Source organism: Streptomyces sp. NBC_00377 (assembly GCF_036075115.1).
GTDB lineage: Bacteria > Actinomycetota > Actinomycetes > Streptomycetales > Streptomycetaceae > Streptomyces.
In genome coordinates, this window is record NZ_CP107958.1 from 4395465 (window position 1) to 4420304 (window position 24840).

Consider the following 24840-nt stretch of genomic DNA (forward strand, 5'->3'; position numbering starts at 1 on the left):
GTCAAGACGGCCCTTCAGTCCAGACCCAGTTCATCCTTCGAGAAGGCGAACAGGTACGGCACACCCGCGCCCTCGCGGATCTTCTCGTCGGCGCCGGTCGCCCGGTCCACGATCGTCGCCACGGCCACGACCTCGGCGCCCGCCTCGCGCACGGCCTCCACGGCGGCCAGCGGCGAACCGCCGGTGGTGGAGGTGTCCTCGACGACCAGCACGCGCCGGCCCTTGATCTCCGGGCCCTCGACCCGCCGCTGGAGCCCGTGCGCCTTCGCCGCCTTGCGGACAACGAAGGCGTCCAGCTTCTTCCCGCGCGCGGCGGCCGCGTGCAGCATGGCGCCGGCCACCGGGTCGGCGCCCATGGTCAGACCGCCCACCGCGTCGAAGTCGAGCCCGGCGGTCAGGTCGAGCAGCACCTGCCCGACCAGCGGAGCGGCCTCTCCGTCGAGGGTGATGCGGCGGAGGTCGATGTAGTAGTCCGCCTCCAGGCCCGACGACAGGGTCACCTTGCCGTGCACCACGGCCTTGTCCTTGATCTGCCGCAGCAGCGCGCCGCGTACGTCCACGTCCGTCATGTCCCTCAGCTTAGAGGCGTGCCCGGCAGGTCACAGGCGTGGCCCGGCGCCGGCAGTCAGAGCCGGGTCCAGCGCCAGGTGGTGGTGGCCTCCAGCGGCTCCAGCGGCGTGACCAGGCGCGGGTGCGTGTTCAGGCCGTCGGGCGGGCCGGTCTGGGGCTCCACGCACACGGCCGCCTCCTGCTCGTCGTAGACGACGACCCACTCCTCGGGGCTGGTCACCTTCAGCTCCAGCCGGCCGGGCCAGGTGAGGCCCACGTCGACGCCGCCGGGCATGCCGAAGCAGTCGTCCCAGGGTCCGGCCTGCGGCGCGATGCGGTTGCCGGTCGGCAGGTGGTCGTCGCCGCGCTCCTCCTGCCATCCGGGCTGGAAGGAGACCCGCACGTCCTGGTCCTTCGGGCCGTCCGGGCCGCCCAGGTTGCGGTTGAACCAGGGGTGCCAGCCGATCTGCGCCGGGAAGGACGAGTCGTAGGTCTCGACGGCCATGGCGAGGGTCAGCGCGTCCTCCGCCAGGGTGAACACCTGGGTGACCAGTCCGGCGAAGGGCCAGGGCGCCACGAGTCGGTACGTCAGCACGACCTCCTCGGCCGTCCGCCGCGCCACCTTCCAGGCGCCGTCGCGAGCGGTGCCGTGAATGGCGTTCGGCGCGGCGTTGAGCGGCATCTGGTGGACGGTTCCGCCGTCCCGGAAGCGGCCGTCGCGGATCCTGCCGCACCAGGGGACCATCGGGAAACAGCCGAAGCGTTCCCCCTGGCGCAGCAGTTCGAGGCCGCCGACCCGCAGCCCTCCGACCCGGCCGCCGTTGCCCGGCTGCACGGTCACCTCCGCGTCGCCCGCGGTCAGCGTGATGTCTTCGTCACTCACGGGACGACCCTACTGGGACGATCAGACAGCCGCGGTGGCGGTCCGGCCGCGACGCCGGGCGAACAACCGGGCCGCGCCTTCGCCTCGAACGGGGGGGCTGTGATCCCGGGGTTCGACCGCCGCCGGCGTCACCCCACCCTCACCACCCGTCCCCCGCTCGCCCCACCCGCCCCCGGCCGGACGCCCAGGGTCCGGCGTCCAGCGGTCCAGGCGCCCAGCGCTCCACGGGCCGGGCCGGGACATCCCGAACGCCCAGGACCAGGCACCCAGCCGACCCGACTCAGGCTCAGCGCTCCACGGGGCGCCCGGCGCACACCCGTCCTCGGCGTCCTCGGGCGGGCACCTGTTCCCGTTCCCGCCGCTCCGGACCTCGCCCGACCGCGGTCTCAGCCGCGTCGGCGCAGTGCCCGGCCCACCACGATCGCCGACGCCACGACCAGCGCGGCCGCCGGAGCGGCCCACCGCAGGGTGCTGTTCGGTACGACGGTCTGCGGGGCGGGGACCGGCGCGTACCGTCCGCGCGGCGGGGCGTGGTCCACTTCCTCGGCGCTGCGCCCGATCATCGTCCGGCGGGCGTGCGCGGCCTCCGCGGGCGGTTCCCCGGGCCCGGTGACGTCCTCGAGCCCGTCGGGGGACGCCTCCGCCTCGAAGAGGGACGCGGAGGCCGCCGACCCGTCGAGGTCGTCCCCGTCGTCCGCTTCATCGACGTCGTCCACGTCCACGTCGTCGGCGTCGGCGTCGGCGTCGGCGTGCTGGACGTCGTCCGCGTCGGCCGCGTGACCGATGTCGTCCGCATCCTCGGCGGCTTCCGCAGCGGGGACCGGGTTCTCCTCGGCGTCGGATCCCGCGGCTTCCTCCCGCTCCTGCGGGACCGTCGCCCCCAGGTTCTCCGCGAAGCGGCTGAGCAGTCGGACGACCGCCGCGTCCACCGCCTCCGTCGGCAGCTCCGCGATCCGGCCGTCCGCCGACGCGGCCCCCTCGAAGCGGAGCGTGGCGCCCTCGTCGGATTCGCGCAGTCGTAGCGTGAGGGCCAGTTTCACCACACCGCTGCCGCGCGCCTCGGTCGCGTCGCCCTCCACGGCGAACGCGCCGTCCTCGCGCGGGGAGACCCGTACGGCGCCCCGGTAGGTGATGGTGTGGCCGCCGATCCGCACCTTCAGCCGCCCCGCGACGGGCTCGGTGCCTGCGTCCTGCTGGAGGCCGGGGACCGCCCGGGCCACCTGCGCGGGATCCGCGAGGGCCGCCCTCAACCGCTCGGCCGGAACCGGAACGAACACCTCTTGCTCCATGACAGCGGAGCCTACCCAGCGGCCGGCGGAAAGCACCCGGCGAAACCGGGAATCGGGCCCGGCGGGCCACGACCGGTGGTACGCCCCCTCAGTACCGCGGATGCACCAGCGTCGAAGCCCGCAGGCCCGTGATGCGGGTCTTCTCGGCCGCCCGCGCGTCAGCGGTCAGCTCCGCCTGGGTCAGGGTGCGTGGTGCAGGCTCCTGCCGGTCGAGGCGCAGCGGCGGACGGGTGTCGGCGGTGGCCAGGAGGAACCCCCAGTCGCGTGGCGCCCGTGAGGTGCCGGCGGTGCGGTCGGGTCCCGCGGTGAGGCCGGTGGCGCGGCCGTCCACGCGGTAGGGGGCGGTGTACAGGCCCGCCGCGCGCATCGTCGCCTCGACCGTCCAGAAGACGCGCGGCCGGGAGGCGACCGGGCCGGCGTGCACGACGAGTCGGCCGCCGGGCGCGAGGGCGCGGCGTGCCAGGCCGTAGAACTCCTGCGAGTAGAGCTTCGTGCTCGCCGTGATGCCGGGGTCGGGCAGATCCGCGACGACCACGTCGTACGTCGCCGGAGGGGCCCCGCGCAGCCACTGGAATGCCTCCTCCGTGGTGAGGTGGACGCGCGGGTCGCCGTAGGCGTGTTCGTTGGCGCGGGACAGGGCCGGGTCGCTGCGGGCCAGCCGGACGAGGCCGGGGTCGAGCGCGACGACGTCGACGCGGCGCACGCCGGGATGGCCGAGGGCCTCGCGGGCGGCCAGGCCGTCGCCGCCGCCGAGGAGCAGCACGCGTGCGTGCGGGCCGCTCATCGCGGGGTGGACCAGGGCCTCGTGGTACCGCCGCTCGTCGTGGCCCGCGAAACGCAGGCGGCCGTCCAGATAGAGGTCGAGGGGACGGCCCCCGGTGCCGCCGGTGAGGACGATCCCCTGGAGGCCGGTCCGCACCGCCACGCGCACGTCGTCGCCGTACACCGCCTGCCGTGCCGCCCGTTCGAAGTCGTCGACGAGGACGGCCGCGGAGGCGAGGACGCCGAGGACGGTGATGTTGGCGACGAGCAGGAGGCAGCGGGCCCGGCAGGTGAGGTCACGGCGGAAGAGGCCCAGCACGAGCGCCGCACCGGCCAGCACGTTGACGCCGCCGGTCAGCAGGGAGCTGGTCAGCTGGCCCAGGAACGGCAGCAGCAGGAACGGGAAGGCGAGGCCGCCCACCAGCGCGCCCACGTAGTCCGCGGCGAACAGGTCGGCCACCGCGCCGCCCGCGTCCTGGCGGCGGACCCGCTGGATGAGCTCCATGAGCAGGGGGACCTCGGCGCCGATGAGCAGACCGATGGCGAGGGAGAACGCGACGAGAAGGACGCGGGGGGCGTCCGCCCACAGGCCGCCCCAGTCACCCGTCCAGGCGAACACCGCGTACAGCGCCATGGCGCTGCATCCGCCGACCAGCGCGAGGGTCGCCTCCAGGGCGCCGAAGCCGGCCGCGGCGAACCGGCGCAGCCGTTTGGCGGCGAGGGAGCCGATGCCCATCGCGAAGACCATCACGGACAGCACGACGGAGGCCTGGGTGACGGAGTCGCCCATCAGGTACGAGGCGAAGGCGACGAGTTCCAGTTCGTAGACGAGACCGCAGGCCGCGCAGACGAAGACGCACGCGAGCACCAGGAACCGCCCCGTGTCCGGCCGGACGGGGAGCCGCGCGGGACCGGGCCGGGGCGGCCCTCCGGGCGGCCGGACACCGGGCGGGGCCGACGTGTGCGTTTCGATCACGACTGCGACGTTACGTGACCGCACGGGTGCCCTTCGTCACCCACACGTGTGGAATCCGAGGGCAGGTGCATCCGGATGTTTGAGCCGCCGTCGCTTCAGACTCCGCCTGCGAAAGCACGCGCGGACGGGTCGGCGTCACCCGACCGCGCACGCATCCCGACCCTGGTCCTGGTCGCCACCAACTGCCCGTCCTGCGGGTAGGCGTGCCAGGTGCGCCAGTGCACCTGACCCTCACCGCGGTGGGCGAGCAGGGCGGTGAAGGCGTGCGGGCTGCCGGGGAAGACGCCGGCGAGGCCGTGCGGATGCTCGGAGACGAGGGCCAGGAGTTCCTGGGCACGGCCCGCGAACTGGCCGGGCGAGAGCACCTCGACGCGGGCCGCGAACTCGTACTCCCAGGCGCCGACGCGTTTGGCGACGCCCAGCGGGAGCGGGGTGCTGCTGCCGGGGATGCAGGCCACCGTCTCCGAGCAACAGCCCTGTTCCTCCTCGAGCAGCACTTGGTGCGATGCGCCGAGCAGCCTCAACTGCATTTTGGCGTCCGACAGTTCGAGGTCGAGGGTGGCGAGGGCGGGCAGCGGCTCACGCCCCAGGGCCCAGGCCAGGTCGGCCGCGCGCGTGTCGGTGTAGGAGGTGTTGAGGGTCGTGAGCATGGATCGGCTCCGCGGAGACGCAAAGAGAAGAGGAGTAGGTCCGGCACACCCCGGTCGAAGCCGGGACAACGGCCCCGGTCAGCCCGGCCTGGAAAGGTCGTCCGCTCGAGACGTCCGAAAGGGTGGGAGGGGCTGCGTTGGTGGTTTAGAGGGAATCATGAACTGCGGTGGATCCACAGCGTTTTTACCCAACTTCGTGCGGTTTCCATCCCCCGGGGGGTCAACAGCTCAACTGTTCAGCCATGAGGTGCCCCGAGCGGCCCGGACGTGCATCCGCGCGCCCCCCATGAAAGGCGCGAGGACGGGTAACCGATGCGGCCGCGGTGACGGGCGGCCGGTCCGGGCCGCCCGGAGTGCATGAGCGGTACGACGTGGTACGACCGCGGAGCCCGTGGTCAGGGTCGGGCCCCGCGGTCCGGATGCGGCTCCCCCCGCGGGGAGCTCAGCCGCCCCGTGTCAGCTGCCTCCGCCGCATCCGCCGCCTCCGCCGCCGCAGGACGAGCCGCCTCCGCAGGAGGACCCTCCGCCGCAGGAGTGGCCCCCGTGGCCGCCGTGCCCGCCGCCGTCGGAGCCGCTGTCGCCCCCGCCTGCCCACCAGCTGCCGCCGGCCGCCGCGCTTCCGCCGCCGCCGTACCCGCGCGACCGGCCGCTGCGGTGCGGCCGTGCGGCGCCGCCCCTGCGGGCGTTGACCGCCAGGGCCGCCACGAGCACGATCGCGATCACCGTCAGGATGATGCCGAAGACCATGGCGCCACCCTCCTTCCATGTCCCCCGAAGCGGCCCCCCGTGGGCGCCTCGCGCGGCGACCGAGCGCCGCGTGAACGGGGGATGCCCGTACGTCCCGGCCACCAAAGCAGAGTTGAGGAACTCCAGAGCTTCGGCGCAGGATGACGGGCATGACCTCCACCGCACGACCCTTCCTCAACCGTCGTCTCGCCGAGTTCGGGACGACGATCTTCGCCGAGATGTCCGCCCTGGCCGCGGCGACCGGATCGATCAACCTGGGTCAGGGGTTCCCCGACACCGACGGCCCCGAGGAGATCCGCGAGGCGGCCGTGCGGGCGCTGCGGGACGGACGCGGCAACCAGTACCCGCCGGGCCCCGGGGTCCCGGAGCTGCGTACGGCGATCGCCGACCACCAGCGCCGCCGTTACGGCCTCTCCTTCGACCCGGACACGGAGGTCCTGGTCACCGCGGGCGCCACGGAGGCCATCGCCGCCACCCTCCTCGCGCTGCTGGAACCCGGGGACGAGGTCGTCGCCCTGGAGCCGTACTACGACTCCTACGCGGCCTGCATCGCGATGGCGGGCGCCGCCCGGGTGCCCGTCACCCTGCGCCCGGACCCGGAGCAGGCGCGTTTCCGCCTCGACCTGGACGAGCTGCGCGACGCGGTCACCGAGCGCACCCGGCTGCTGCTGATCAACACCCCGCACAACCCGACCGGCACGGTCCTCACCCGTGAGGAGCTGACGGCGGTCGCCGAGCTGGCGGTGGAGCGGGACCTGCTGGTCGTGACGGACGAGGTGTACGAGCACCTGGTGTTCGACGAGGCCGAGCACGTGCCGCCGGCGACGCTGCCCGGGATGCGGGAGCGGACGGTCACCATCGGCAGCGCGGGCAAGACGTTCTCGTTCACGGGCTGGAAGGTCGGCTGGGTCACGGCGGCGCCGGGGCTGGTGACGGCGGTGCGGGCGGCGAAGCAGTTCCTGACGTACGTCGCGTCGGGGCCCTTCCAGTACGCGGCGGCCGAAGCGCTGACACTCCCGGACGCCTACTTCGAGGCGTTCCGCGAGGACATGCGGGCCAAGCGGGACCTGCTGTCGGCGGGCCTGAGGGAGGCGGGCTTCGAGGTCTACAACCCCTCGGGCACGTACTTCATCACCACCGACATCCGCCCCCTCGGCGACACGGACGGCATCGCCTTCTGCCGCGCCCTGCCCGAACGCGCGGGCGTCGTCGCCATCCCGAATGCGGTCTTCTACGACCACAAGGACGAGGGGGCGCCCTTCGTACGGTTCGCGTTCTGCAAACGCACGGATGTCCTGACGGACGCGACGGAACGGCTCCGCAAGGCATTCGCGCACTGACCGCCGCGCTGCGGGACCGGTCGACGCGTCCCCCGCCGCATGCCACGCCTCACCTGCCCGGCACTTTCGCACCGGAGGCCGGCACCTCGGCCCTTGCCGCACCGACAGGGACGGACGTACAATTTCCTGTACGTGGAAGGGGTCAATTGTGAAGACCATGACGTATTCCGAGTCGCGCGCACGGTACGCCGAGGTGCTCAACTCCGTCACCGACGATCGCGAAGAGGTCGTCATCACCCGGGCCGGACACGAGCCGGTCGTCATCGTTTCCCTTGAGGACTACGAGTCCCTGAAGGAGACGGCGTACCTGCTGCGCAGTCCGGCCAACGCCCGGCGCCTGCTCGCGTCCATCGACGAGCTGGAAAGCGGCGGCGGCACCGTGCGTGAGCTGGCGACCGGCGAGTAAGGGCCGCGAGTTGAAGATCACCTTCTCTTCCCGTGCCTGGGAGGACTACCTGTGGTGGCAGCTTCAGGACCGGAAGATCCTCAAGCGCATCAACACGCTCATCGCGGACATCACCCGGAACGGCAACGAGGGCATCGGCAAACCGGAACCGCTCAAGCACGGATTCCAGGGCTACTGGTCACGCCGCATCAACGACGAGCACCGGCTGATCTACAAGGCCACCGAGGACGGCGTCCTGATCGCTCAGTGCCGCTATCACTACGAAAGCTGACGGAACCCGGGGGTCGGGCACAGCACCCTTCTCACAACTGACCCGCGTCGCAGACAAATAGGCGTGCGAACACGGAGTGGGCTGGGTTACCGGCGCCCCCGATCTCGTCGCCGCCGTCCGCTCGGCCAAGCAGTTCCTGACGTATGTCGCCTCCGGGCCCTTCCAATACGCCGTGGCCGAGGCCCTGCGCCTGCCCGACTCGTACTTCGCGGACTTCCGCGCGGACATGCTGGCCAAACGGAACCTGCTCGCGGGCGGCCTGGAGCGGGCGGGCTTCAAGGTCTTCCGCCCGGCCGGCACGTACTTCATCACCACCGACATCCGGCCCCTTGGCGAGAGCGACGGTTTCACCTTCTGCCGTGCGCTGCCGGAGCGCTGCGGGGTGGTAGCGATCCCCAACGCGGTCTTCTACGACCACCGCGAGCAGGGTGCACCCTTTGTTCGCTTCGCGTTCTGCAAGCGGACAGGCGTGCTGGCGGACGCGGCCACCCGACTCAAGACGCTGGCCGCCTGACAGCCACAGACGTACCAGCACATGTACCGGCCACACGGCCTGATTGCTCCGAGCCGCCGCGCACCCGCACTCGACTGCCGCCTGGGCGACCGGGACACCGGTGACGACCAGGAACAACCACGTCCGGCGACGGCGGTGCCGACGGCACGGGCCTGGCCGGCGGGGAGTCCCTCGTCAGCAGGTGTCCCCCTCGGGTTCCGGACGTGGGAGTTCGTCGAGGTCGAGGGTGAAGGTGCGGCCGTCGGCCAGGGGGATGGGGAGCTTGCCCGTGCCGTACGCGTGGGTGTGTGCCGCGATGTAACCGGTGGCGGTCGGCTGGGTGTGAAGGACGACTTCCTGGGCGTAGGGGTCCACGACCAGGTAGATCGGGATTCCGTAGCGGCCGTACTTCGCGGTGCAGTCGTCGTAGTCCTTGCGTGCGGAAGAGGTCGAGACGACCTCGGAGATCAGCAGGACGTCCTCGAAGCTGTAGCGCTTGCCTTCCTTGCGTGCGTCCTCGCGCAGGATCGCCAGATCGGGGGCGGAGTTCTCGTCGGCGGGGAAGTCGATGTAGACGTCGGAGGTGACCTTCGCGTGACGGCCGAGGGCGAGAGCGGAGTCGATCTGCATCGACCTGATGGTGCTGGAGTGCTCTTCGCTCTGCGGGGTCATGATCACCTTTCCGTCGGCCCCGAACAGGACCGTGTACCCCTTGGGGAACTCGGTGTGCACGATCGCGTCGACGCTCATGGACGGCTCCTTCCCGTGTGTGGTCAGGATACGACGGACAGTGCCGCGTCACCGAGCCCGTCGGTACGGTCGGCAGACCGGTCAGGGCAGGTTGCGCGGCCCGCTCACCGCCGGTGCCGGGGATCCGCAGCGGGGCCTGCCGCACGACATAGGAATAGGTAGGCGACGAGGCGTCGCCTGGGTCACGGCGGCGCCCGCGCTCGTCACGGCGGTGCGCTCGGCGAAGCAGTACCTGACCTACGTGGCGTCAGGACCGTTCCAGTACGCGGTCGCCGAGGCACTCGCCCTGCCGGACACCTATATCGACGCCTTCCGCGCGGACATGCTCACCAAGCGCGACCTGCTGGCGGCGGAGCTCGCGGACGCGGGCTTCTCGGTCTTCCGCCCGGCCGGCACCTACTTCGTCACCACCGGCATCCGCCCCCTCGGCGAGAGCGACGGCATCGCCTTCTGCCGCGCCCTGCCTGAGCGGGCGGGTGTCGTCGCGATCCCCAACGCCGTCTTCAACGACCACAAAGAGGCCGGCGCACCATACGTCCGGTTCGCGTTCTGCAAACGCACTGAGGTGCTGACGGATGCGGCGGAACGGCTCCGCAAAGCGTTCGCGCACTGACCCATGTCAGGAGTGCTCAGGTGTCGTAGACGGTGGAGCGATGCCTGACGTGCACGACCCACACCACCAGCTCGCCGTTGTCGATTGTGTAGATCACGCGGTAGTAGTCGCCTACCCGTAGGCGCCGCCGGTCGGGCTGGGAGACGAGGGCCGTGGTGTTGAACCCCATCGGGTCGTTCTCCAGCTCAGCCAGCTTGGCCAAAATGCGGAGGGCCATGTCTCGCGGCACCTTGCGGAGTTCGGCCTGAGCCTCGGCTCGGAAGACGGTGCGGTACTCACTCACTGCGCGCCAGCGTCTCCCTCATGATGTCCTCGATAGGGATGCCGGGTGCCCGGTTGGTCATGCGCTCGTCGATGATCCGGTTGATCTCGCGCTCTTCCCACTCCTGGTATCTGCGCAGCACTTCGATGGACACCACGGCGGCGACCTGCTTGCCGCGCCGCGTGATGACGGTAGGTACGTCGTCCCGGTCGGCCCGCTCCACGACCTCGGCCAGGTGTGCCCGGACATCGCGGATCGACTCTATGGGCATGGGCTGCGTCATGTACCCAAGGGTACCGAGTGTCTCATGTGTACACAACAGCCCACTGTCTCTCGAGCGTGTAGTCCCGTGGGCCCTCACGCGAATACGTGCGCGAACGAGGCGTCGCCTGGGCTACCGGCAGCCGGGAACTAACTCGTGACCGCCGTCCGGACCGCCAAGCAGTACCTGACCTACGTCAGCTCGGGTCCGTTCCAGTACGCGATCGCCGAAGCACTGCGGCTACCGGTCTCGTACTTCGATGGCTTCCGCGCCGGTCTCCAGCGCAAGGGCGGCCTGCTCGGCGACGGACTGCGCGCGGCCGGGTTCAAGGTCTACCAGAGCTGGAACGGAGCAGAATCCTCGCCTCGCCGCACGTCACACACATGCGATTCCGCGTCACACATGCCCGGACCACGCCCTCCAGCGGAGTGCCGGCCCCGCCTAGGCAGCCGACCAGCCCTTCTCGACAGCCCGACGCAAGCGGCCGAGCGCGGCACGCGTCGAGCCGAGCGAAGCAGACCGAGAAGCAGACCGAACGGAAGCGGGCGCCCGTCCACAGGCTGTGGACGGGCGCCCGCTCGACGTACAGGCAGGTCGGGGACCTACTCGTCGTCCTCGGTCTTCTCGGCGTTCTCGGCGTTCTCGACGCCGTCGCCGGGCTTCTCGTCGGCGTCACCGGCCGCCGGCTCCAGGCCCAGCTGCTCCACGAGCCACTTGTCGAACTCGATCGCCGCCCGCACCCAGCTCACCGTCGAGGAGACGAAGAGCTCGATGTTGACGCCGGCGCCGATCAGCAGCTGCGCCTCGCCGATGAGGCGGACGGTGCCGTCGTCGTGGGTGTGGGTGTAGACCTTGGGCCACAGGGTGCGGCGGTTCCAGTCGTCGATCGACTCGAGCAGCTGCGCCTTGTCGTCGATCCCGTGGGGCCGGTCGTAGAACGTCCGCACCGAGTAGACCGCCTGGTCGCCCTCGCCGCGGAACATGAAGTACGTGCGGAACTCCTCCCACGGCGCCGCGAGGTCACCCTCGTCGTCGACGACGTACTTCAGCTCCATCTGGTCGAGAAGCTGCTTCACGAGGTCCTGATCCGGGACGACGGGGCCCGCCGGTCCACCCTGGGGCTGCGGCTCTGGCTGACCCCCGAAGTTCGGAATCGAGGACGGGTCGATGCTCACCGTGATTTTCCCTTCGTACGGATCCCGCCATCCTCCCCCATGCGGGGAGGGGGGTGGCAAGCCCGGCAGGGGCCTGTCAGCCCTCAGCTGACATGATCCGGCCTGTCGTACCAAGGGACGGTTACGGGTGGAGGGGGATCGCATGGCGAACGGGCGAAGCGATACGGGCGGGCGGCTCGGGACACCTGTGCCGCCGGAGCCGGGCGGCCGGACCAGGTGGGGCCTGGTGGCGGCCATCCTGGCGCTGCCGGTGCTGCTGGTCGTCGGCCTGCTGGTGCTGACCGCCGTCTGGGTGCTGAGCGACGACGAGGAAACGGACGGGACCCGGCTCCAGGAGGTGCCCTGCGCCGAGGCGCTGGCGTTCGGCGGAGCCGAGCTGCCGGTGGGCGCGCGGGACGCGAAGTGCACGGTGCAGTCCTGGCTGGACACGAACTACCAGGCCGACTTCCGCATGCCGCGCGCGGACGTGAGCGCCTGGCTCGCGGACGCCTATCCCGAGGCGCCCGGCCCGGGCGGTCCGGGCACCGAGGCCTGCGGGTCCGGCTCGGACTACTGCTTCCAGCTCGACGTCACCGAACGCCCCGGAGCCGAGGCGTACTACGTCCATGTGAACGTGGCGTACGAGAACGCCGAGACCGCGCGGGTGCGGTACTCGGCGTTCACGACGTGACGTGAGCGCGGGCCGAAGCAGGAACCGGAGGAGCGGGAGCGCTACAGCGTCTTGCCCGTCCGGCCCGTCGTCGGGCCCACGATCAGGCCCTCGGCGTCGCCGAAGGTGTCCACACGGACCGTGTCGCCGTCCTTGACCTCGCCCGCCAGGATCTCCTTGGCGAGTCGGTCGCCGATGGCCGTCTGGACCAGGCGGCGCAGCGGCCGGGCGCCGTAGGCCGGGTCGTTGCCCTCGTCGGCGAGCCAGGCCAGGGCGGCGTCGGTGACCTCCAGGGTGAGGCGGCGTTCGGCGAGCCGCTTGGCCAGGCGGTCGATCTGGAGGCGGGCGATCCGTCCCAGCTCGGTCTTGTTGAGGGCCGAGAAGACGACGAGGTCGTCGAGCCGGTTGAGGAACTCCGGCTTGAAGGAGGCCCTCACCACCTCGAGGACCTGCTCCTTCTTCTCCGCCTCGGTGGACAGCGGGTCCACGAGGTACTGGCTGCCCAGGTTCGACGTCAGCACCAGGATGGTGTTGCGGAAGTCGACGGTGCGGCCCTGGCCGTCGGTGAGCCGGCCGTCGTCCAGGACCTGGAGCAGGACGTCGAAGACCTCCGGGTGCGCCTTCTCCACCTCGTCGAGCAGGACCACGCTGTACGGGCGCCTGCGCACCGCTTCCGTGAGCTGGCCGCCCTCCTCGTAGCCGATGTAACCGGGGGGCGCGCCGACCAGGCGGGCGACGCTGTGCTTCTCGCCGTACTCCGACATGTCGATGCGGATCATCGCCCGCTCGTCGTCGAAGAGGAAGTCGGCGAGGGCCTTGGCCAGTTCGGTCTTGCCGACGCCGGTCGGGCCGAGGAACAGGAAGGAGCCGGTGGGGCGGTCGGGGTCGGCGATGCCCGCGCGGGAGCGCCGTACGGCGTCGGAGACCGCCTGGACCGCCTCCGCCTGGCCGATGAGGCGCCGGCCCAGCTCCTCCTCCATGCGCAGCAGCTTCTGCGTCTCGCCCTCCATGAGGCGGCCGGCGGGGATACCGGTCCAGGAGGCGACGACGTCGGCGATGTCGTCGGAGCCGACCTCCTCCTTGACCATGGTGTCCTGTGCGGCCTCCTCCTCGGCCTCGGACGCGGCTTCGAGGTCGCGTTCCAGGGTCGGGATCTCGCCGTAGAGCAGCTTGCTGGCGGTGTCGAAGTCTCCGTCGCGCTGGGCGCGCTCGGCCTGTCCGCGCAGTTCGTCGAGCTTCTCCTTGAGCTCGCCGACCCGGTTGAGGGACTGCTTCTCCTTCTCCCAGCGGGCGGTGAGCTGGCGCAGCTCCTCCTCCTTGTCGGCGAGGTCGCGGCGCAGCTTGTCCAGTCGCTCGCGGGAGGCGGCGTCCGTCTCCTTGCTGAGCGCCAGCTCCTCCATCTTCAGCCGGTCCACGGACCGCTGGAGCTCGTCGATCTCGACCGGCGAGGAGTCGATCTCCATGCGGAGGCGGGAGGCGGCCTCGTCGACGAGGTCGATGGCCTTGTCGGGGAGGAAGCGGGAGGTGATGTACCGGTCGGAGAGGGTCGCGGCGGCGACCAGGGCCGCGTCCGCGATCTGCACCTTGTGGTGGGCCTCGTAGCGGCCCTTGAGGCCGCGCAGGATGGCGATGGTGTCCTCGACCGTCGGTTCGGCCACCAGCACCTGCTGGAAGCGGCGCTCCAGGGCCGGGTCCTTCTCGATGCGCTCCCGGTACTCGTCGAGCGTCGTGGCGCCGACCATGCGCAGTTCACCGCGCGCGAGCATCGGCTTGAGCATGTTGCCTGCGTCCATGGCGGAGTCGCCGCCGGCGCCCGCGCCGACGACCGTGTGCAGCTCGTCGATGAAGGTGATGATCTGGCCTTCGGAGCCCTTGATCTCGGCCAGGACGGTCTTGAGCCGTTCCTCGAACTCACCGCGGTACTTGGCGCCCGCGACCATCGCGCCGAGGTCGAGCGCGACGAGCCGCTTGTTCTTGAGGGACTCGGGCACGTCGCCCTTGACGATGCGCTGTGCCAGGCCCTCGACGACGGCGGTCTTGCCGACGCCGGGTTCGCCGATGAGCACGGGGTTGTTCTTGGTGCGCCGGGAGAGGACCTGGACGACGCGCCGGATCTCCTGGTCCCGTCCGATGACGGGGTCGAGCTTGCCCTCGCGGGCGGCGGCGGTGAAGTCGGTGCCGAACTTCTCGAGGGCCTTGTACTGGCCTTCGGGGTCGGCGCTGGTCACCCGGCGGCCGCCGCGGGCCTTCTGGAAGGCCTCCTGGAGCTTCTTCGGGGTGGCCCCCTGCCGGCTGAGCACGTCTGCGGCCTGTCCGCCCTTGGCGGCGATGCCGATCAGCAGGTGCTCGGTCGACAGGTACTCGTCGCCGAGGTCACGGGCCCGGCTCTGCGCGTCGGCGATGACGGCGAGCAGCTCGCGGTTGGGCTGCGGGGGCGCGACGGTGGATCCGGTCACGCTGGGCAGCGCGCCGATCACCCTCTCGGCCCCGGCCCGTACGGCCGCCTGGTCGGCGTCCACGGCGGCCAGAAGGTCGACGATGTTGTCGTTCTCCTGCCCCTGGAGCAGCGCCAGCAGCAGGTGGGCGGGGATGAGGTCGGCGTGTCCCTGGGACACGGCGGTGTTGCTGGCCGCGTTGATCGCGTCCCGGCTCCGGTTGGTCAGCTCGGCGTCCACGTTCGCTGTCTCCTCCTTGCGTCAGCGCTCTCCCGTACTGACTGTGTCAGCGTACACAAAGTTGAGTCTATTCCGCTCAAGGTGTGCACCGGGAGTCCGGGACGCGTTAGGTTCCCGGACCATGGCCGCATACCCGCAGGACCCCGGCGCCCCGGACACGCCGTTCCTCGCCTTCTGGCACGAACGGCATCTGTGCACCCTGACCACACCACGCCTGGACGGCAGCCCGCACGTGGTTCCGGTCGGAGTGACGTACGACGCCGAGGCCCGGCTCGCCCGGGTCATCGCCCACGGGGGCAGCACGAAGGTGGGCAACGTCCTCGCGGCGGGCCCGGACGGCGCCCGGGTCGCGGTGTGCCAGGTCGACGGCGGGCGCTGGGCGACCCTGGAGGGCCGGGCACGGGTACACAGGGACCGGGAGCGGGTCGCGGAGGCGGAGCGCCGGTACGCGCAGCGCTACGGACGCACGCCGAGCCCGAACCCCGAGCGGGTGGTGATCGAGATCGAGCTGACCCGGGCGATGGGCCGTGGATGACCAGATCCGTCCCCGTCGTTTTTCGGCCAAGGATCAAGCAGGCGCTTGTACGGAAATGTCCCCGCAAACTGCAGCGGCGTCACCGTGTTCAGGTCACGGTGACGCCGCTGCGGGGGGAAGCACCTGAGCGATCTGTTACGACGGGGGAATCGCGTCAGGCACTGCGGGGGGTGGCTGAGATGGTCTTCAGGGGCGGAGCCTCGGGCTCCACCAGCCGGTGGTCGCGCTGGTCCAGGTTCACAAAGATCATTCCGTACCGGATGGCGCACCGCACGGGCTGCGGCGCACCCCGGGGCTTACGCAGGCACCGGTAGGCCCGTACGTCCTCGTCCTCGTCGCGCGTCACCACCACCGGCTCGCCGAACACGGTCACCATCAACGAGTCACCACTGTGGGGGATGGCGGTGACCAGGTCGATGAAGTGCCAGCCGGAGCGGTAGGCGGTGGCCATTTCACGGCGGAAGGAGCGGTCGTCGGGTGGAGTGGTCATGACTCGGCGACCCACGTACTGTCGCTGGGGGCGACCCATGTGCTGTCACCCGGCACGTCTGCCGCCGTGACCACCCATGTGCTGTCGCGGGGTGCTACCCACGTACTGTCCCCGGGCGGCGCGGCCACGGTCCCGGTACCCGTGCTCCAGGTACTGTCGCGCGCCGTGTCACCCGTCGTTCCCGCAAGGCCACTCAGCGCGCCGAAGGCCAAGGCGGCGGAGAAGGCGGCGGCAAGCGCCGAGCGAAGCATTCTCTTATGCATAGTCGGCTTCGTCCTCATTTGAAGGTCACCTCTCCCCCGTCCACTACGACGATGGCCCATTCGGGCACGTCATGGCCACACAATCGATGCATCATGTTCCTGCACGTTCAGGACCCTGGGGGGTGGAGATTTGACGAAAAATCAGACAAAGCAGACACATCCTCATGCGTCGACTGAGCTGTGCGAGGAAGGTCGCCGTCTCTATGGGAACGCTCTCCGGACGGGCCGCATAGCCCGTGCCGACGTGGAGCCCGCTCCGTGTCTGATGGAGTTCGCCCTGCTCCACGCGGACCCCGACGACGCGAACTGGCTACGCCCGGTGCCTCCGTCGATCGCTCTGTCCCAGCTGCTCAACCCGATCGAACGCGAGATCACCCAGCGCAGACGGCTGTCGGTCGAACTTGCCGACGCTTTCGAGCCGTTCATGACCCTCAGCGCCCAGCCGACGCCGACCACACACTCGATCACGGTGCTGGAGGGCATCGACCGGATCAACGCGGCACTCGATCTGGCCACGTCCCAGTGCCAGACGGAGATGCTCACCGTCCAGCCGAGCCGCCGGCGCCTCGAGCACACCCTCGTCCAGGGACTCGAACGCGACAGACCGCTGATCGACCGCGGCTGCCGCATCCGCACCCTGTACCAGCACACCGCCCGGTACAGCCCCGAGACGCTCGGCTACGTCTCCCAGTTCACCGACGGCAAGGTGGAGTACCGCACCATCGACGAACTCGTCGAGCGGCTGATCATCTGCGACGAGACCGTCGCCTTCATCCCGACCCGCGACGACGGCCAGGTCGCCCTGGAACTCCGTCATCCGGGGCTCGTCCGCTACCTGATCAAGGTCTTCGAGTTCATGTGGGGCCGCGCGGTGCCGCTGGCCACGGGCGCCCCCTACGAGACCGCGCCCGACGGCATCACGGACATCCAGCACTCCATCGCCAAGCTCCTCGTCGAGGGGCACGTCGACGAGGCCATAGCCCGCCGTCTCGGCATGAACGTACGGACCTGCCGGGCCCACATAGCCAAACTCGCCACCGCGCTGGGCAGTGGCAGCCGCGCCCAGCTCGGGTTCCTCATAGCCCAGTCAGGGATCCTCAGACAGGAACCCTGACTCCGTCCCGGCCCCCGCCCCCCACGGTCCGGAATCCTCGAACAGGAGACAGAATCGCAGTGAAGGCGCCGCCGCACCCCCACCACGGCGTGGAAAACCTGTGCGCCGCAGGCACGAAGCTCTACGAGCAGGCCCTGCGCGACGGACGCGTCAAGACGGACGAGGCCGAGGCGGCGGCCCCCTGTCTGCTGGCCCTGGGGCTGCTGCACCCGGTCGTGGACGACCTGGACCAGCTCGAACCCGTCTCCCCGGCCCGCGCCCTGCACCGGCTGCTGCGCGCCTCGGCCACCCGCATCGCCGACGAACGGCGCCGCGAGGAACGGCTGACGAGCCTCTTCGAACCCCTCATGCGGATCACCGGCAGCCGCACCGCCACCACGGACCACGCCTCCCTGCTCCTGCTGAGCGGCACGGAACGCATCAACGCCGCCATCACCGAGGCGACGGCCGAGGCGAGCGACGAGCTGCTATGCGTCCAGCCCAACGTCCACTACAGCGGACCGCGCGGCGAGACGGCCCAGGCCGTCGCCATGTCCCGCGACCAGGCCCTGCTCGACCGGGGCTGCCGCATCCGCACCCTCTACCAGCACACCCAGCGCCACCAGCCCCTCGTGGCGGCCCGCTACGAGCAGCTCCGGGGCGATGTGGAGGCCCGCACCCTCGACGAGGTCACCGACCGCCTCATCGTCATCGACGGCGCGGTCGCCTTCATCCCCGCGGGCGAGGACGGCCGGCTGGCCCTGGAGGTCCGCCACCCGGCCCTCCTCACCTACTTCACCGTCACCTTCGACCGTCTCTGGCGGCTGGCCACCCCCATGTACCCGCAAGCGGTCCACCGCCCCTCGCTGAACGGCGTCACCCCCCGGCAGCAGGCGATCGCCGCCCTCCTCGTCGAAGGGCACACCGACGCCGTCATCGCCGACCGCCTCGGCATGAACATCCGCACCGCGCGCGTCCACATCGCCAAACTCGCCACCACCCTCGGCAGCGAGAGCCGCGCCCAACTGGGCTACCTCATCGGGCAGTCGGGGATCCTCGACCGGGGACAGAGCCGGAACCGGGTGCCGGAGCAGGGGCCGGGCCGGGACCAGGAGCCGGCGCCGGCGCCGGAAGGCTGACCGGCGGCGGGTCCGCCGCCCCGGACGGCCGGTCGAGGCCCACCTGCGCGATCCGCACCCCCAGCTGGGTCCTGCTGGCCGCGCCCAAGGTCTCCGAGAGCCGGGCGATATGGGCCCGGCAGGTGCGCACACTGATGCCCAGGCGCTCGGCGATCACCGCGTCCTGGTGGCCCTCCGCCAGCAGGGCGGCGATGGACTGCTCGCGGTGGGAGATGCCTTCGATGCGGGTGTCGGGCAGCGGCGCGGTGAGCGGGATCGCCAGCCGCCAGAGCCGCTCGAAGACCGTCACCAGGTAGGAGATCAGCGCCGGGTGACGCAGTTCCAGGGCCATCGTGCGGTCGGTGTTCGCCGGGATGAAGGCGACCGTGCGGTCGAACAGGATCAGCCGGTCGATGACCTCGTCCAGCGTGCGGGCCTCCACCGCGTCGCCCATCAGCTCCAGATAGGTCAGCAGCCCCTGACCGTGCCGGGCCACGTGGTTGTAGATGTCCCGCATGCGCACGCCCCGGCCGCGCAGCTCCAGTGCCCGGTGCAGGCCCTCCGACAGCTCGTGCTCCCGCCGGATGCCGCCGGGCTGCACGGTGAGCACCTCGGCCGTGCACGCCTCGGTCGCCGCGTCCAGGGCGGCCTGGATGCGGGAGGCGCCGTCCAGGACCCGGATCGCCGCGCCCTCACCGGCCGTCGCGCCCCCGGCCGGTCCGCCCAGGCCCGCGTACCACTCGAAGGCGGCGACCGCCGAGCCCATCCGGCGCCGGCTGGCGCTCACCTCGTCGTACAGACCGCGCAGCAGCCGGGTCATGACCTCCTGCGGGGAGGTCGGCACCAGCCAGTCCATGTCGTCGGGGTCCGGGTGCAGGAGGGCGAGCTCCAGGAGGCACGGGACCGGCTCGGCGTCGGTCCGCGCCACCCGGCCGCGCCGTACGGCCCGGGAGTACACGCGGTCCCCGGCGTCGCACAGTCGGTCGGCACCGTGTGGATGCTGCTCCGCCCCGTGCCCGGCCATCGCCCATCCCACCCCCGCCGTACGCCTCTTCCGGAGCGCAACTATGCGCGGCCCCGTCCGGGTCCGCAACACGGCTCCGCCGGCCGACGTCTGGGAAAAGCGCCCCTCTGTACCTGTTTCTCCCGGCCTCCTCCCCTCGCACTGCAACAAGCTGACGGTGGTGCAGGACGTACCCGACGGTGCATCGTTGATCGTGCTTCCCCCCGGGTGCTCCCCACTCGGGGGAGAGTGCGGCCAACCCGGCCGGACCACGGGGGAGTCCGGCCGGGCCGCAGGCCACCACACCGCGGGCCACCACGCCTTCTGCGGGCTCGGCGCCTCCACGATGAGCCGCGGCGACAGCCGGCGCCTCGCCGTCCTGGGACGGAGCCTGGAGCGGGTGGACATGACCGTCGGGCTGCCGTCCGTGCGTTTCCCGGACGCCGCCCGCGCACGCCGGCCGACCCTGCTGAGCGGGTCCGGCGCCGACGAGCCGTACGCGCGCGTACGGCGGCTCCGGCGCACTCCGGGAGTGGCCGGATTCCTGCTCCCCGACCGGGAGTTCCCGCACTCGGAGCTGCATGCGCCGACCACCGCCCGGGAATGCCTGGGCACGCTCGGCCGCCCCCGCCCGGCCCCGGCACGCCGCCCGTCGGGGGCCCGAGCGGCCGCCCGACGGCGTCCGCCGTCAGAGCAGCTTGAGGGCCTGGCAGGCCGTCTTGAACTTGGCGGTGCAGATCTCGGAGACCGTGTAGATGCCGTCGGCGACGATGGTCGACTTGATGTTGTCCTTGGTCAGCGCGACCACGGGCACCAGCTTGGCCGGAATGTTCTTGGTGGTCGGGCTGTCGACCTTGTCACGGGTGAGGGCGTCGAACTGGAGGTCGCGGCCCTGGACCTTGGCGACGGCCGCCTCGGCGGCGGCCTCGGCCTCGCTGGGGTACGGCTTGTAGACGCTCATGAACTGCTCGCCGCTGATGATGCGCTGCACCGCCGGGAGCTCCGCGTCCTGGCCGGTGATCGGGGGCAGGTCGGCGCCGGTGACGCCCGCGGCCTTCAGGGCCTTGATGATGCCGCCGGCCATGGCGTCGTTGGCGGAGTAGACGCCGGCGATGTTGGACGCGCCCAGCGCCTCTATCGCCTTCGACATCTCGGCCTGGGCGACGTCCGGGCTCCACTTGTCGGTGTCGTACGACTTCGCCACCGTGACCCGGCCGTTGAGCTCGCTGAGCGCGCCCGCCTTGAACTGCCCGGCGTTCGGGTCGGTGGGCGAGCCGTTCACCATGACGATCTTGTCGCTGGGCTCGACGTTGGTGATGGCCTCCACGAGGGTGCGGCCCTGCACCTCGCCGACGAGCTCGTTGTCGAAGGAGACGTAACCGTCGATCGGACCCTCGGCCAGGCGGTCGTAGGCGATGACGGGGATGTTCGCGTCCTTGGCCTTCTGCACCATCGGCGCGATCACCTTCGCGTCGACGGCGTCCAGCAGGATGACGTCGACCTTGTCGTCGATCATCTTCTGCATCTGGGTGGTCTGCGTCTTGGATTCCCCGGCGGCGTTCGCGTACTCGGTCCGGCCCTTGTCCTGGGTGAGCTCGGTGACCTTCTTCTTGATGATGGGGTAGTCGAAGTCCGCGTACCGGGTGTTGGTCTCCTCCGGCATCAGCACGCCCACCGTGATGTCGTTGCTCCGGGTCGGTGTCGCACTGCTGGTGTTCTCCGAAGCCCCCAGCATCCCGCACCCGGCGAGCGAGAGGGACATCGCGGAGGCGACCACAGCTATGGCGATACGACGCATTCGGGGCTCACTTCAGGTGCGTTTTCGGTGCGATCCGGACATGGGTGCGACATGTTGGACCCAGGTGTCTGAAAAAGACAACGCGGCGGCGCCCACCGGCGTCAAGCCGAACTGCTTAACGAAGTAGCAACGTCACCCTCCGCTCAGTGGGTGAAGACGCATGGAGACGATGCGGAGGGCTTGCGAAGGGCCGGACAGGGACCAGGGTTCGGTGCCGGGCGTCCCGGTCTGCCGTGCGCGCCCGCTCCCCCACCACGACGACAGCTCCCGCGGGGCAGCCCGAGCAGGAGGGTGGAGCCGCGCCCCGCAGGAGGGCCCCACAGGGGGGGCGCGCATGGGCCCCGCAGGGGGGACGAGCGGAGCGTGACCCCCCGGTTATACGCCTGTGACCTGCGGAATCACCGCTTCCGACGCTGTTGCGAAGTGGTGACGGAGCGACGATTGATCAAGCGTGAAAACCGGGTGAAGATGAGTGCACCGCGAGCCGCCGGGGGGAACGCAGGACCGGCCGGGCGAACGGAGGCTCTCTTCTCACAGCTCTCGGTTCACAGCTCTCAGCTCTCGCGCGGCCGTTCTCTCTCAGCTGTTCCGTGTCTTTCCGGTCACTTCTTCGCCGTGTGCCGGTTCTTCTCCGTTGATTCCTTGGGGGGATTCATCATGTCCGCTCGTCCCGTCACCGCCCGTCGCATCCGTACCCTGGCCGCGACCGCCGTCGTCACCGCGGTGGCCGGTGCCGCCTTCGTCCCGGCCACCGCGGTCGCCGCCGACAAGGCGGGCGAGCACGCGCTGAAGATGACCCTCGGCGCACCGACCCCCGGCGCACCGCTCAAGCGCGGCGGGGCGACGGAGTCGATGATCCTGTCGGTCACCAACTCCTCCGACAAGGCCCAGGAGTTCTCCGCCTGGCTGCCGGGGGAGCCCGACGGACCGAGCCCGGTGATGAAGGACTCCATCGTCTTCGACGTGACCGCGGTGAACGCGCCCGCGACCAAGTCCGGCATCGGCCACCAGGACGGCTACTTCCAGGGCCTGTTCTTCCCCGCCGCCGGGAAGGACCACTCCTCCTTCTCCGTCCCGGCGAAGACCGAGTTCACCTGGAAGGTCACCTTCGGCCTCAGCGCCACATATCCGACCAACGACGGCGACTTCACGCTCCACGCCGGCCGGCTCGTCGGTGACATCGACGACGACAAGTCCCGCAACACCGTCGTCTTCAAGACCGACCCGCAGATCAAGCCCGGCAAGCTCGACCAGACCTGGGTGCACAACACCGACGTCGTCGCCCGCCCGGGCCAGCGCGCCTCCCTGACCCTCAACACCAAGGCCGACGGCCCCGGTGAATTCCCCGCCGAGCTGCACCGCACCATCTCCGCGCAGGACTTCCGCGAGGGCGCCGGTCACCCCGACTTCGTCCTGGAGGCGGAGATCGGCGGCAAGATCGTGAAGCTGAAGGAGAGCAACGACAGCGAGTGGGACCTCCCCGTGCTCCCCAAGGGCTTCGGCGCGGCCTCCGGCACCTCGAGCATCAACCTCTACCTCTCCCTGGGTGAGCACAGCGACATCAAGAAGGACTCGGTCGTACCGCTCCGTTCGTCGGTGTTCATGACCGACTCCGGTTACTTCAACGTGGCGAAGACCAAGGTGACGGCCGGTCCCGCCCTGGCCACGGGCTCGCCGTCGGCGACTCCGTCCGCGCCCGCCTCGCAGTCGCCGTCCCCGTCCGCCCCGGTGACCCCGTCGGCGTCCGCGTCCGGTTCCGCGGACACCCTCACCGGTGGCACGACCGGCGGCACCACGAACACCACGGGCACGACCGGTGCCCTCGCCAACACCGGTTCCGGCGGCGGCCTCTACGGCGCCCTGGCCGCCGCGCTGCTGGCCGTCGGCGGTGCGGCGGCGTGGTTCGGCACGCGCCGCCGCCGGGCCGCGCGCGTCTGATCCACCGCGTGACGAACGCCGAGGGGCCCGGAGGCATCCACCTCCGGGCCCCTCTGCGCTGTCCCGGTACGGGCGTCGCGGTACGCGCGTCAGCGCGCCCCGGGGTCGTACTTCTTCAGCGACGCCTGGACCTCGGCGGCGTAGGCGCCCTCCCACCACGGGACCGTCTCGACCAGCACCGGCTTGGTGCCGGAGGCGAGGACGAGGGCCCTGCCGGGCGGCATCGCACCGAGGTCGGAGACGTGCAGGACGCGTTCACGGCGCGTGGACTCGCTGATCGAGCGGTTGCCGGACCAGCCGCCGAACTCCGACTCACGACTCGTCTGGTACTCGCGCAGCTCGAACTCGCCGGCCAGCTCGCTGAGGTCGCCCAGGAAACGGGTGTCGGAGACACCACCGCCGTAGACGCGGACGTTCGCGGCGGACCACAGCTTCTCCATGCCGCGCTCCCCCCACACCTCGATGCCCTGCGCCCAGGACTGGAGGATCGTCATCAGGATGATGCCGCGCGAGCCGTAGTGCGAGTACAGGTCGGGCAGGGTGCGCCAACGGCACACGTTGGCCGCCTCGTCGAGGACCCCGACGAGGGGCAGCGGAAGACGGCCGCCGCGCTGCGTGGTGGCGTACTCCTCGGCGGCTTCGACGACGGCCACGGTGAGCGCGGTCACGAGCGGCCCGGCGGAGTCGCGGCCCTCCCGGCTCAACGAGTACAGGGTGCCGCCGCCGCGGACGAAGGCGTGCGGGTCGAACTCCCCCGCGTACTCGTCCGACGGCGGGGTCACCCACCGGTTGACCTCCGGGTTGACCAGGCACGACGCCATCTGCTGGGCGACGCCGTAAATGCCGCTGCGCTGCTTGTCGGGGGCGTTGATCACGCCGGCGAGGCCGTCCGCGGACATGGCGTGCCCGGCGCCGCGCAGGATCCGCTCCGGGGCGTCGTCCCTGGGGTTGGACAGCCAGGTGTAGATCTGGGTGATCGGCGCCTTGGCGCAGGCGGCGGCGAGCAGCAGGTTGGCGAGCAGGTCCTGTCCCGCCGGGTCGAAGAAGGCGTCGGTGGAGGCGTTGGCGTCACGCGAGCCGCTGGCGAAGTGGTCGGCCATCTTGCGGGCCCTGGCGACATCGGTGACGTACGACAGCGGGTTCCACCACCAGCTGGGCTCCTCCTGCGCGACCTGCTGCGGGTCGAACACCCACACCGGTCCGCGCGCGGTCCGCGGACCCCGGGTCGCGTCGACGATGTCGCGCTTGTTGGAGGTGACGAGGACCGCGCCGGGACCGTCGAGGATGGCGGGGATGGCCCGCCGGGTCGTCTTGCCGGTCCGGGGACCCCAGATGTCGACGTGCATGTCCTCGTACGACCCGTACAGCGGCTGACGTCCCTTGACGGACCGTCCGATGAACACGCCCGGCGTGCCCGACCGCACCCCGAGGCGCTCGGCGGTGGCGGCCGCGCCCTTCATGGTCAGTTTGCCGAGCTCCTCGCCCTTCGCGAGGTGCCGTGCGGCGCCGTCCACCCGGGGCTTGTTCCTGAACCGCTCCCGCACCCGGTAGGCGGCCAGGCCGAGGATCCCGACCACCACCGCCTCCCCGGCGGCGACGGCACTGGCCGCGGAACCCGGCCAGCTGTAGTCGCCCTTGACCACCTCGACCAGGAACGTCAGCGGGTTGCCGGCCGGCGCGGGCGCGTCGGCGTACCCGGCCCCGACCTTCGCCGCCAGCCAGGCACCGGCGCCGACGAGGAGCACGACGGCGACCGCGATGACGATCTCGAAGGTCCAGTCGTCCTCGGCACGGGGCTTCTTCTGCTGTTCTGCGGTCACCCGCGGGTCCGTCCTTTCTGGACTGTGGAC

General features: G+C 71.0%; 23 protein-coding genes and 4 pseudogenes. 12 read left to right on the plus strand and 15 right to left on the minus strand.

What is annotated here, in order from left to right:
* Nucleotides 1-14 precede the first annotated feature (14 nt).
* The 6 genes from pyrE to OHS71_RS19705 all read right to left on the minus strand — a co-directional run bounded on the left by pyrE (nt 15) and on the right by OHS71_RS19705 (nt 5856).
* The gene (pyrE, locus tag OHS71_RS19680) at nt 15-569 is read right to left on the minus strand and encodes an orotate phosphoribosyltransferase (protein WP_328480687.1); all 555 of its coding nucleotides are present in this window, start codon (nt 567-569) and stop codon (nt 15-17) included.
* Between the two features lie 56 nt (nt 570-625).
* Nucleotides 626-1432 carry an aldose epimerase family protein gene (locus tag OHS71_RS19685; protein WP_328480688.1) on the minus strand — a complete coding sequence of 269 codons (807 nt, stop codon included), beginning with the start codon at nt 1430-1432 and terminating at the stop codon, nt 626-628.
* Nucleotides 1433-1818: 386 nt separating this feature from the next.
* Complete coding sequence (locus OHS71_RS19690; protein WP_328480689.1) at nt 1819-2721, minus strand: SRPBCC domain-containing protein; 903 nt, start codon at nt 2719-2721, stop codon at nt 1819-1821.
* Between the two features lie 88 nt (nt 2722-2809).
* Complete coding sequence (locus tag OHS71_RS19695; protein WP_328480690.1) at nt 2810-4459, minus strand: polyamine aminopropyltransferase; 1650 nt, start codon at nt 4457-4459, stop codon at nt 2810-2812.
* 95 nt (nt 4460-4554) lie between these two features.
* Nucleotides 4555-5109: a DUF2617 family protein gene (locus OHS71_RS19700; RefSeq protein ID WP_328480691.1), complete on the minus strand. Its 555-nt coding sequence runs from the start codon at nt 5107-5109 to the stop codon at nt 4555-4557.
* 456 nt (nt 5110-5565) lie between these two features.
* Nucleotides 5566-5856, minus strand: coding sequence for a hypothetical protein (locus OHS71_RS19705; RefSeq protein ID WP_328480692.1), 291 nt, complete (start codon nt 5854-5856; stop codon nt 5566-5568).
* Nucleotides 5857-5996: 140 nt separating this feature from the next.
* Here OHS71_RS19705 and OHS71_RS19710 point away from each other — a divergent pair, with 140 nt between their 5' ends.
* From OHS71_RS19710 to OHS71_RS19725, 4 genes and pseudogenes are all read left to right on the plus strand, one after another.
* Nucleotides 5997-7196 (plus strand): pyridoxal phosphate-dependent aminotransferase, encoded by a 1200-nt coding sequence (locus tag OHS71_RS19710; protein ID WP_328480693.1) that lies wholly within the window; start codon nt 5997-5999, stop codon nt 7194-7196.
* A 148-nt stretch (nt 7197-7344) separates the two neighbouring features.
* Nucleotides 7345-7602: a type II toxin-antitoxin system Phd/YefM family antitoxin gene (locus OHS71_RS19715; protein WP_328480694.1), complete on the plus strand. Its 258-nt coding sequence runs from the start codon at nt 7345-7347 to the stop codon at nt 7600-7602.
* 10 nt (nt 7603-7612) lie between these two features.
* Nucleotides 7613-7873, plus strand: a complete 261-nt coding sequence (locus OHS71_RS19720) for a Txe/YoeB family addiction module toxin (RefSeq protein ID WP_103544660.1) — start codon at nt 7613-7615, stop codon at nt 7871-7873.
* 76 nt (nt 7874-7949) lie between these two features.
* A pseudogene (locus OHS71_RS19725) lies at nt 7950-8387 on the plus strand (aminotransferase class I/II-fold pyridoxal phosphate-dependent enzyme); the annotation flags it as partial.
* Between the two features lie 174 nt (nt 8388-8561).
* Here the strand turns inward: OHS71_RS19725 and OHS71_RS19730 are convergent.
* Nucleotides 8562-9116 carry a Uma2 family endonuclease gene (locus OHS71_RS19730; protein WP_328480695.1) on the minus strand — a complete coding sequence of 185 codons (555 nt, stop codon included), beginning with the start codon at nt 9114-9116 and terminating at the stop codon, nt 8562-8564.
* Nucleotides 9117-9288: 172 nt separating this feature from the next.
* Between OHS71_RS19730 and OHS71_RS19735 the strand changes: the two are divergent.
* Nucleotides 9289-9729, plus strand: a pseudogene (locus tag OHS71_RS19735) (aminotransferase class I/II-fold pyridoxal phosphate-dependent enzyme); the annotation flags it as partial.
* 16 nt (nt 9730-9745) lie between these two features.
* Here OHS71_RS19735 and OHS71_RS19740 read toward each other — a convergent pair.
* Entirely contained in the window at nt 9746-10012 is a 267-nt protein-coding gene (locus OHS71_RS19740; RefSeq protein ID WP_328480696.1) for a type II toxin-antitoxin system RelE family toxin, read from the minus strand.
* A complete protein-coding gene (locus tag OHS71_RS19745; RefSeq protein ID WP_328480697.1) occupies nt 10005-10274 on the minus strand; it encodes a type II toxin-antitoxin system Phd/YefM family antitoxin in 270 nt (89 codons plus the stop codon). Before OHS71_RS19745 ends, OHS71_RS19740 begins: the two co-directional genes overlap by 8 nt.
* A gap of 132 nt (nt 10275-10406) precedes the next feature.
* Here OHS71_RS19745 and OHS71_RS19750 point away from each other — a divergent pair.
* Nucleotides 10407-10592: pseudogene (locus OHS71_RS19750) on the plus strand (aminotransferase); the annotation flags it as partial.
* A gap of 263 nt (nt 10593-10855) precedes the next feature.
* Here the strand turns inward: OHS71_RS19750 and OHS71_RS19755 are convergent.
* Nucleotides 10856-11428, minus strand: a complete 573-nt coding sequence (locus tag OHS71_RS19755) for a YbjN domain-containing protein (RefSeq protein WP_328480698.1) — start codon at nt 11426-11428, stop codon at nt 10856-10858.
* A gap of 226 nt (nt 11429-11654) precedes the next feature.
* Between OHS71_RS19755 and OHS71_RS19760 the strand changes: the two genes are divergently transcribed.
* Nucleotides 11655-12098, plus strand: a complete 444-nt coding sequence (locus tag OHS71_RS19760) for a hypothetical protein (RefSeq protein WP_328480699.1) — start codon at nt 11655-11657, stop codon at nt 12096-12098.
* Between the two features lie 41 nt (nt 12099-12139).
* Here OHS71_RS19760 and clpB read toward each other — a convergent pair whose 3' ends face one another.
* Nucleotides 12140-14752 carry an ATP-dependent chaperone ClpB gene (gene clpB / locus OHS71_RS19765; protein WP_328480700.1) on the minus strand — a complete coding sequence of 871 codons (2613 nt, stop codon included), beginning with the start codon at nt 14750-14752 and terminating at the stop codon, nt 12140-12142.
* 121 nt (nt 14753-14873) lie between these two features.
* Between clpB and OHS71_RS19770 the strand changes: the two genes are divergently transcribed.
* On the plus strand, nt 14874-15287 hold the full coding sequence (locus OHS71_RS19770; RefSeq protein WP_328480701.1) for a pyridoxamine 5'-phosphate oxidase family protein: 414 nt from the start codon (nt 14874-14876) through the stop codon (nt 15285-15287).
* 154 nt (nt 15288-15441) lie between these two features.
* Here OHS71_RS19770 and OHS71_RS19775 read toward each other — a convergent pair whose 3' ends face one another.
* On the minus strand, nt 15442-15777 hold the full coding sequence (locus tag OHS71_RS19775; protein ID WP_069768324.1) for a hypothetical protein: 336 nt from the start codon (nt 15775-15777) through the stop codon (nt 15442-15444).
* 393 nt (nt 15778-16170) lie between these two features.
* Between OHS71_RS19775 and OHS71_RS19780 the strand changes: the two genes are divergently transcribed.
* Both OHS71_RS19780 and OHS71_RS19785 read left to right on the plus strand, forming a co-directional pair.
* Complete coding sequence (locus tag OHS71_RS19780) at nt 16171-17154, plus strand: helix-turn-helix transcriptional regulator (RefSeq protein WP_328480702.1); 984 nt, start codon at nt 16171-16173, stop codon at nt 17152-17154.
* A gap of 59 nt (nt 17155-17213) precedes the next feature.
* Nucleotides 17214-18272, plus strand: coding sequence for a helix-turn-helix transcriptional regulator (locus tag OHS71_RS19785; protein ID WP_328480703.1), 1059 nt, complete (start codon nt 17214-17216; stop codon nt 18270-18272).
* On the opposite strand, the gene OHS71_RS19790 is transcribed toward OHS71_RS19785, so the two are convergent.
* Nucleotides 18169-19275: a helix-turn-helix transcriptional regulator gene (locus OHS71_RS19790; RefSeq protein WP_328480704.1), complete on the minus strand. Its 1107-nt coding sequence runs from the start codon at nt 19273-19275 to the stop codon at nt 18169-18171. The two genes, OHS71_RS19785 and OHS71_RS19790, sit on opposite strands and share 104 nt — an antisense overlap.
* 325 nt (nt 19276-19600) lie before the next feature.
* Here OHS71_RS19790 and OHS71_RS19795 point away from each other — a divergent pair.
* Nucleotides 19601-19903, plus strand: a pseudogene (locus OHS71_RS19795) (alpha-E domain-containing protein); the annotation flags it as partial.
* Nucleotides 19904-19942: 39 nt separating this feature from the next.
* Here OHS71_RS19795 and OHS71_RS19800 read toward each other — a convergent pair.
* Nucleotides 19943-21052: a sugar ABC transporter substrate-binding protein gene (locus OHS71_RS19800; protein WP_328480705.1), complete on the minus strand. Its 1110-nt coding sequence runs from the start codon at nt 21050-21052 to the stop codon at nt 19943-19945.
* Nucleotides 21053-21709: 657 nt separating this feature from the next.
* Between OHS71_RS19800 and OHS71_RS19805 the strand changes: the two genes are divergently transcribed.
* Entirely contained in the window at nt 21710-22990 is a 1281-nt protein-coding gene (locus OHS71_RS19805) for a hypothetical protein (RefSeq protein ID WP_328480706.1), read from the plus strand.
* An 89-nt stretch (nt 22991-23079) separates the two neighbouring features.
* Here OHS71_RS19805 and OHS71_RS19810 read toward each other — a convergent pair whose 3' ends face one another.
* Nucleotides 23080-24810, minus strand: coding sequence for a type IV secretory system conjugative DNA transfer family protein (locus OHS71_RS19810; protein WP_328480707.1), 1731 nt, complete (start codon nt 24808-24810; stop codon nt 23080-23082).
* Between the last annotated feature and the right edge of the window lie 30 nt (nt 24811-24840).

Excerpts from the sequence above, each read along its gene's own strand:
- OHS71_RS19775 (WP_069768324.1), bottom strand. The coding sequence starts at position 15,777 with ATGACCACTCCACCCGACGACCGCTCCTTCCGCCGTGAAATGGCCACC.
- OHS71_RS19705 (WP_328480692.1), bottom strand. The coding sequence starts at position 5,856 with ATGGTCTTCGGCATCATCCTGACGGTGATCGCGATCGTGCTCGTGGCG.
- OHS71_RS19770 (WP_328480701.1), top strand. The coding sequence starts at position 14,874 with ATGGCCGCATACCCGCAGGACCCCGGCGCCCCGGACACGCCGTTCCTC.
- OHS71_RS19805 (WP_328480706.1), top strand. The coding sequence starts at position 21,710 with ATGTCCGCTCGTCCCGTCACCGCCCGTCGCATCCGTACCCTGGCCGCG.
- OHS71_RS19700 (WP_328480691.1), bottom strand. The coding sequence starts at position 5,109 with ATGCTCACGACCCTCAACACCTCCTACACCGACACGCGCGCGGCCGAC.
- OHS71_RS19730 (WP_328480695.1), bottom strand. The coding sequence starts at position 9,116 with ATGAGCGTCGACGCGATCGTGCACACCGAGTTCCCCAAGGGGTACACG.
- OHS71_RS19690 (WP_328480689.1), bottom strand. The coding sequence starts at position 2,721 with ATGGAGCAAGAGGTGTTCGTTCCGGTTCCGGCCGAGCGGTTGAGGGCG.
- OHS71_RS19800 (WP_328480705.1), bottom strand. The coding sequence starts at position 21,052 with ATGCGTCGTATCGCCATAGCTGTGGTCGCCTCCGCGATGTCCCTCTCG.
- OHS71_RS19745 (WP_328480697.1), bottom strand. The coding sequence starts at position 10,274 with ATGACGCAGCCCATGCCCATAGAGTCGATCCGCGATGTCCGGGCACAC.
- OHS71_RS19790 (WP_328480704.1), bottom strand. The coding sequence starts at position 19,275 with ATGGCCGGGCACGGGGCGGAGCAGCATCCACACGGTGCCGACCGACTG.
- OHS71_RS19710 (WP_328480693.1), top strand. The coding sequence starts at position 5,997 with ATGACGGGCATGACCTCCACCGCACGACCCTTCCTCAACCGTCGTCTC.
- pyrE (WP_328480687.1), bottom strand. The coding sequence starts at position 569 with ATGACGGACGTGGACGTACGCGGCGCGCTGCTGCGGCAGATCAAGGAC.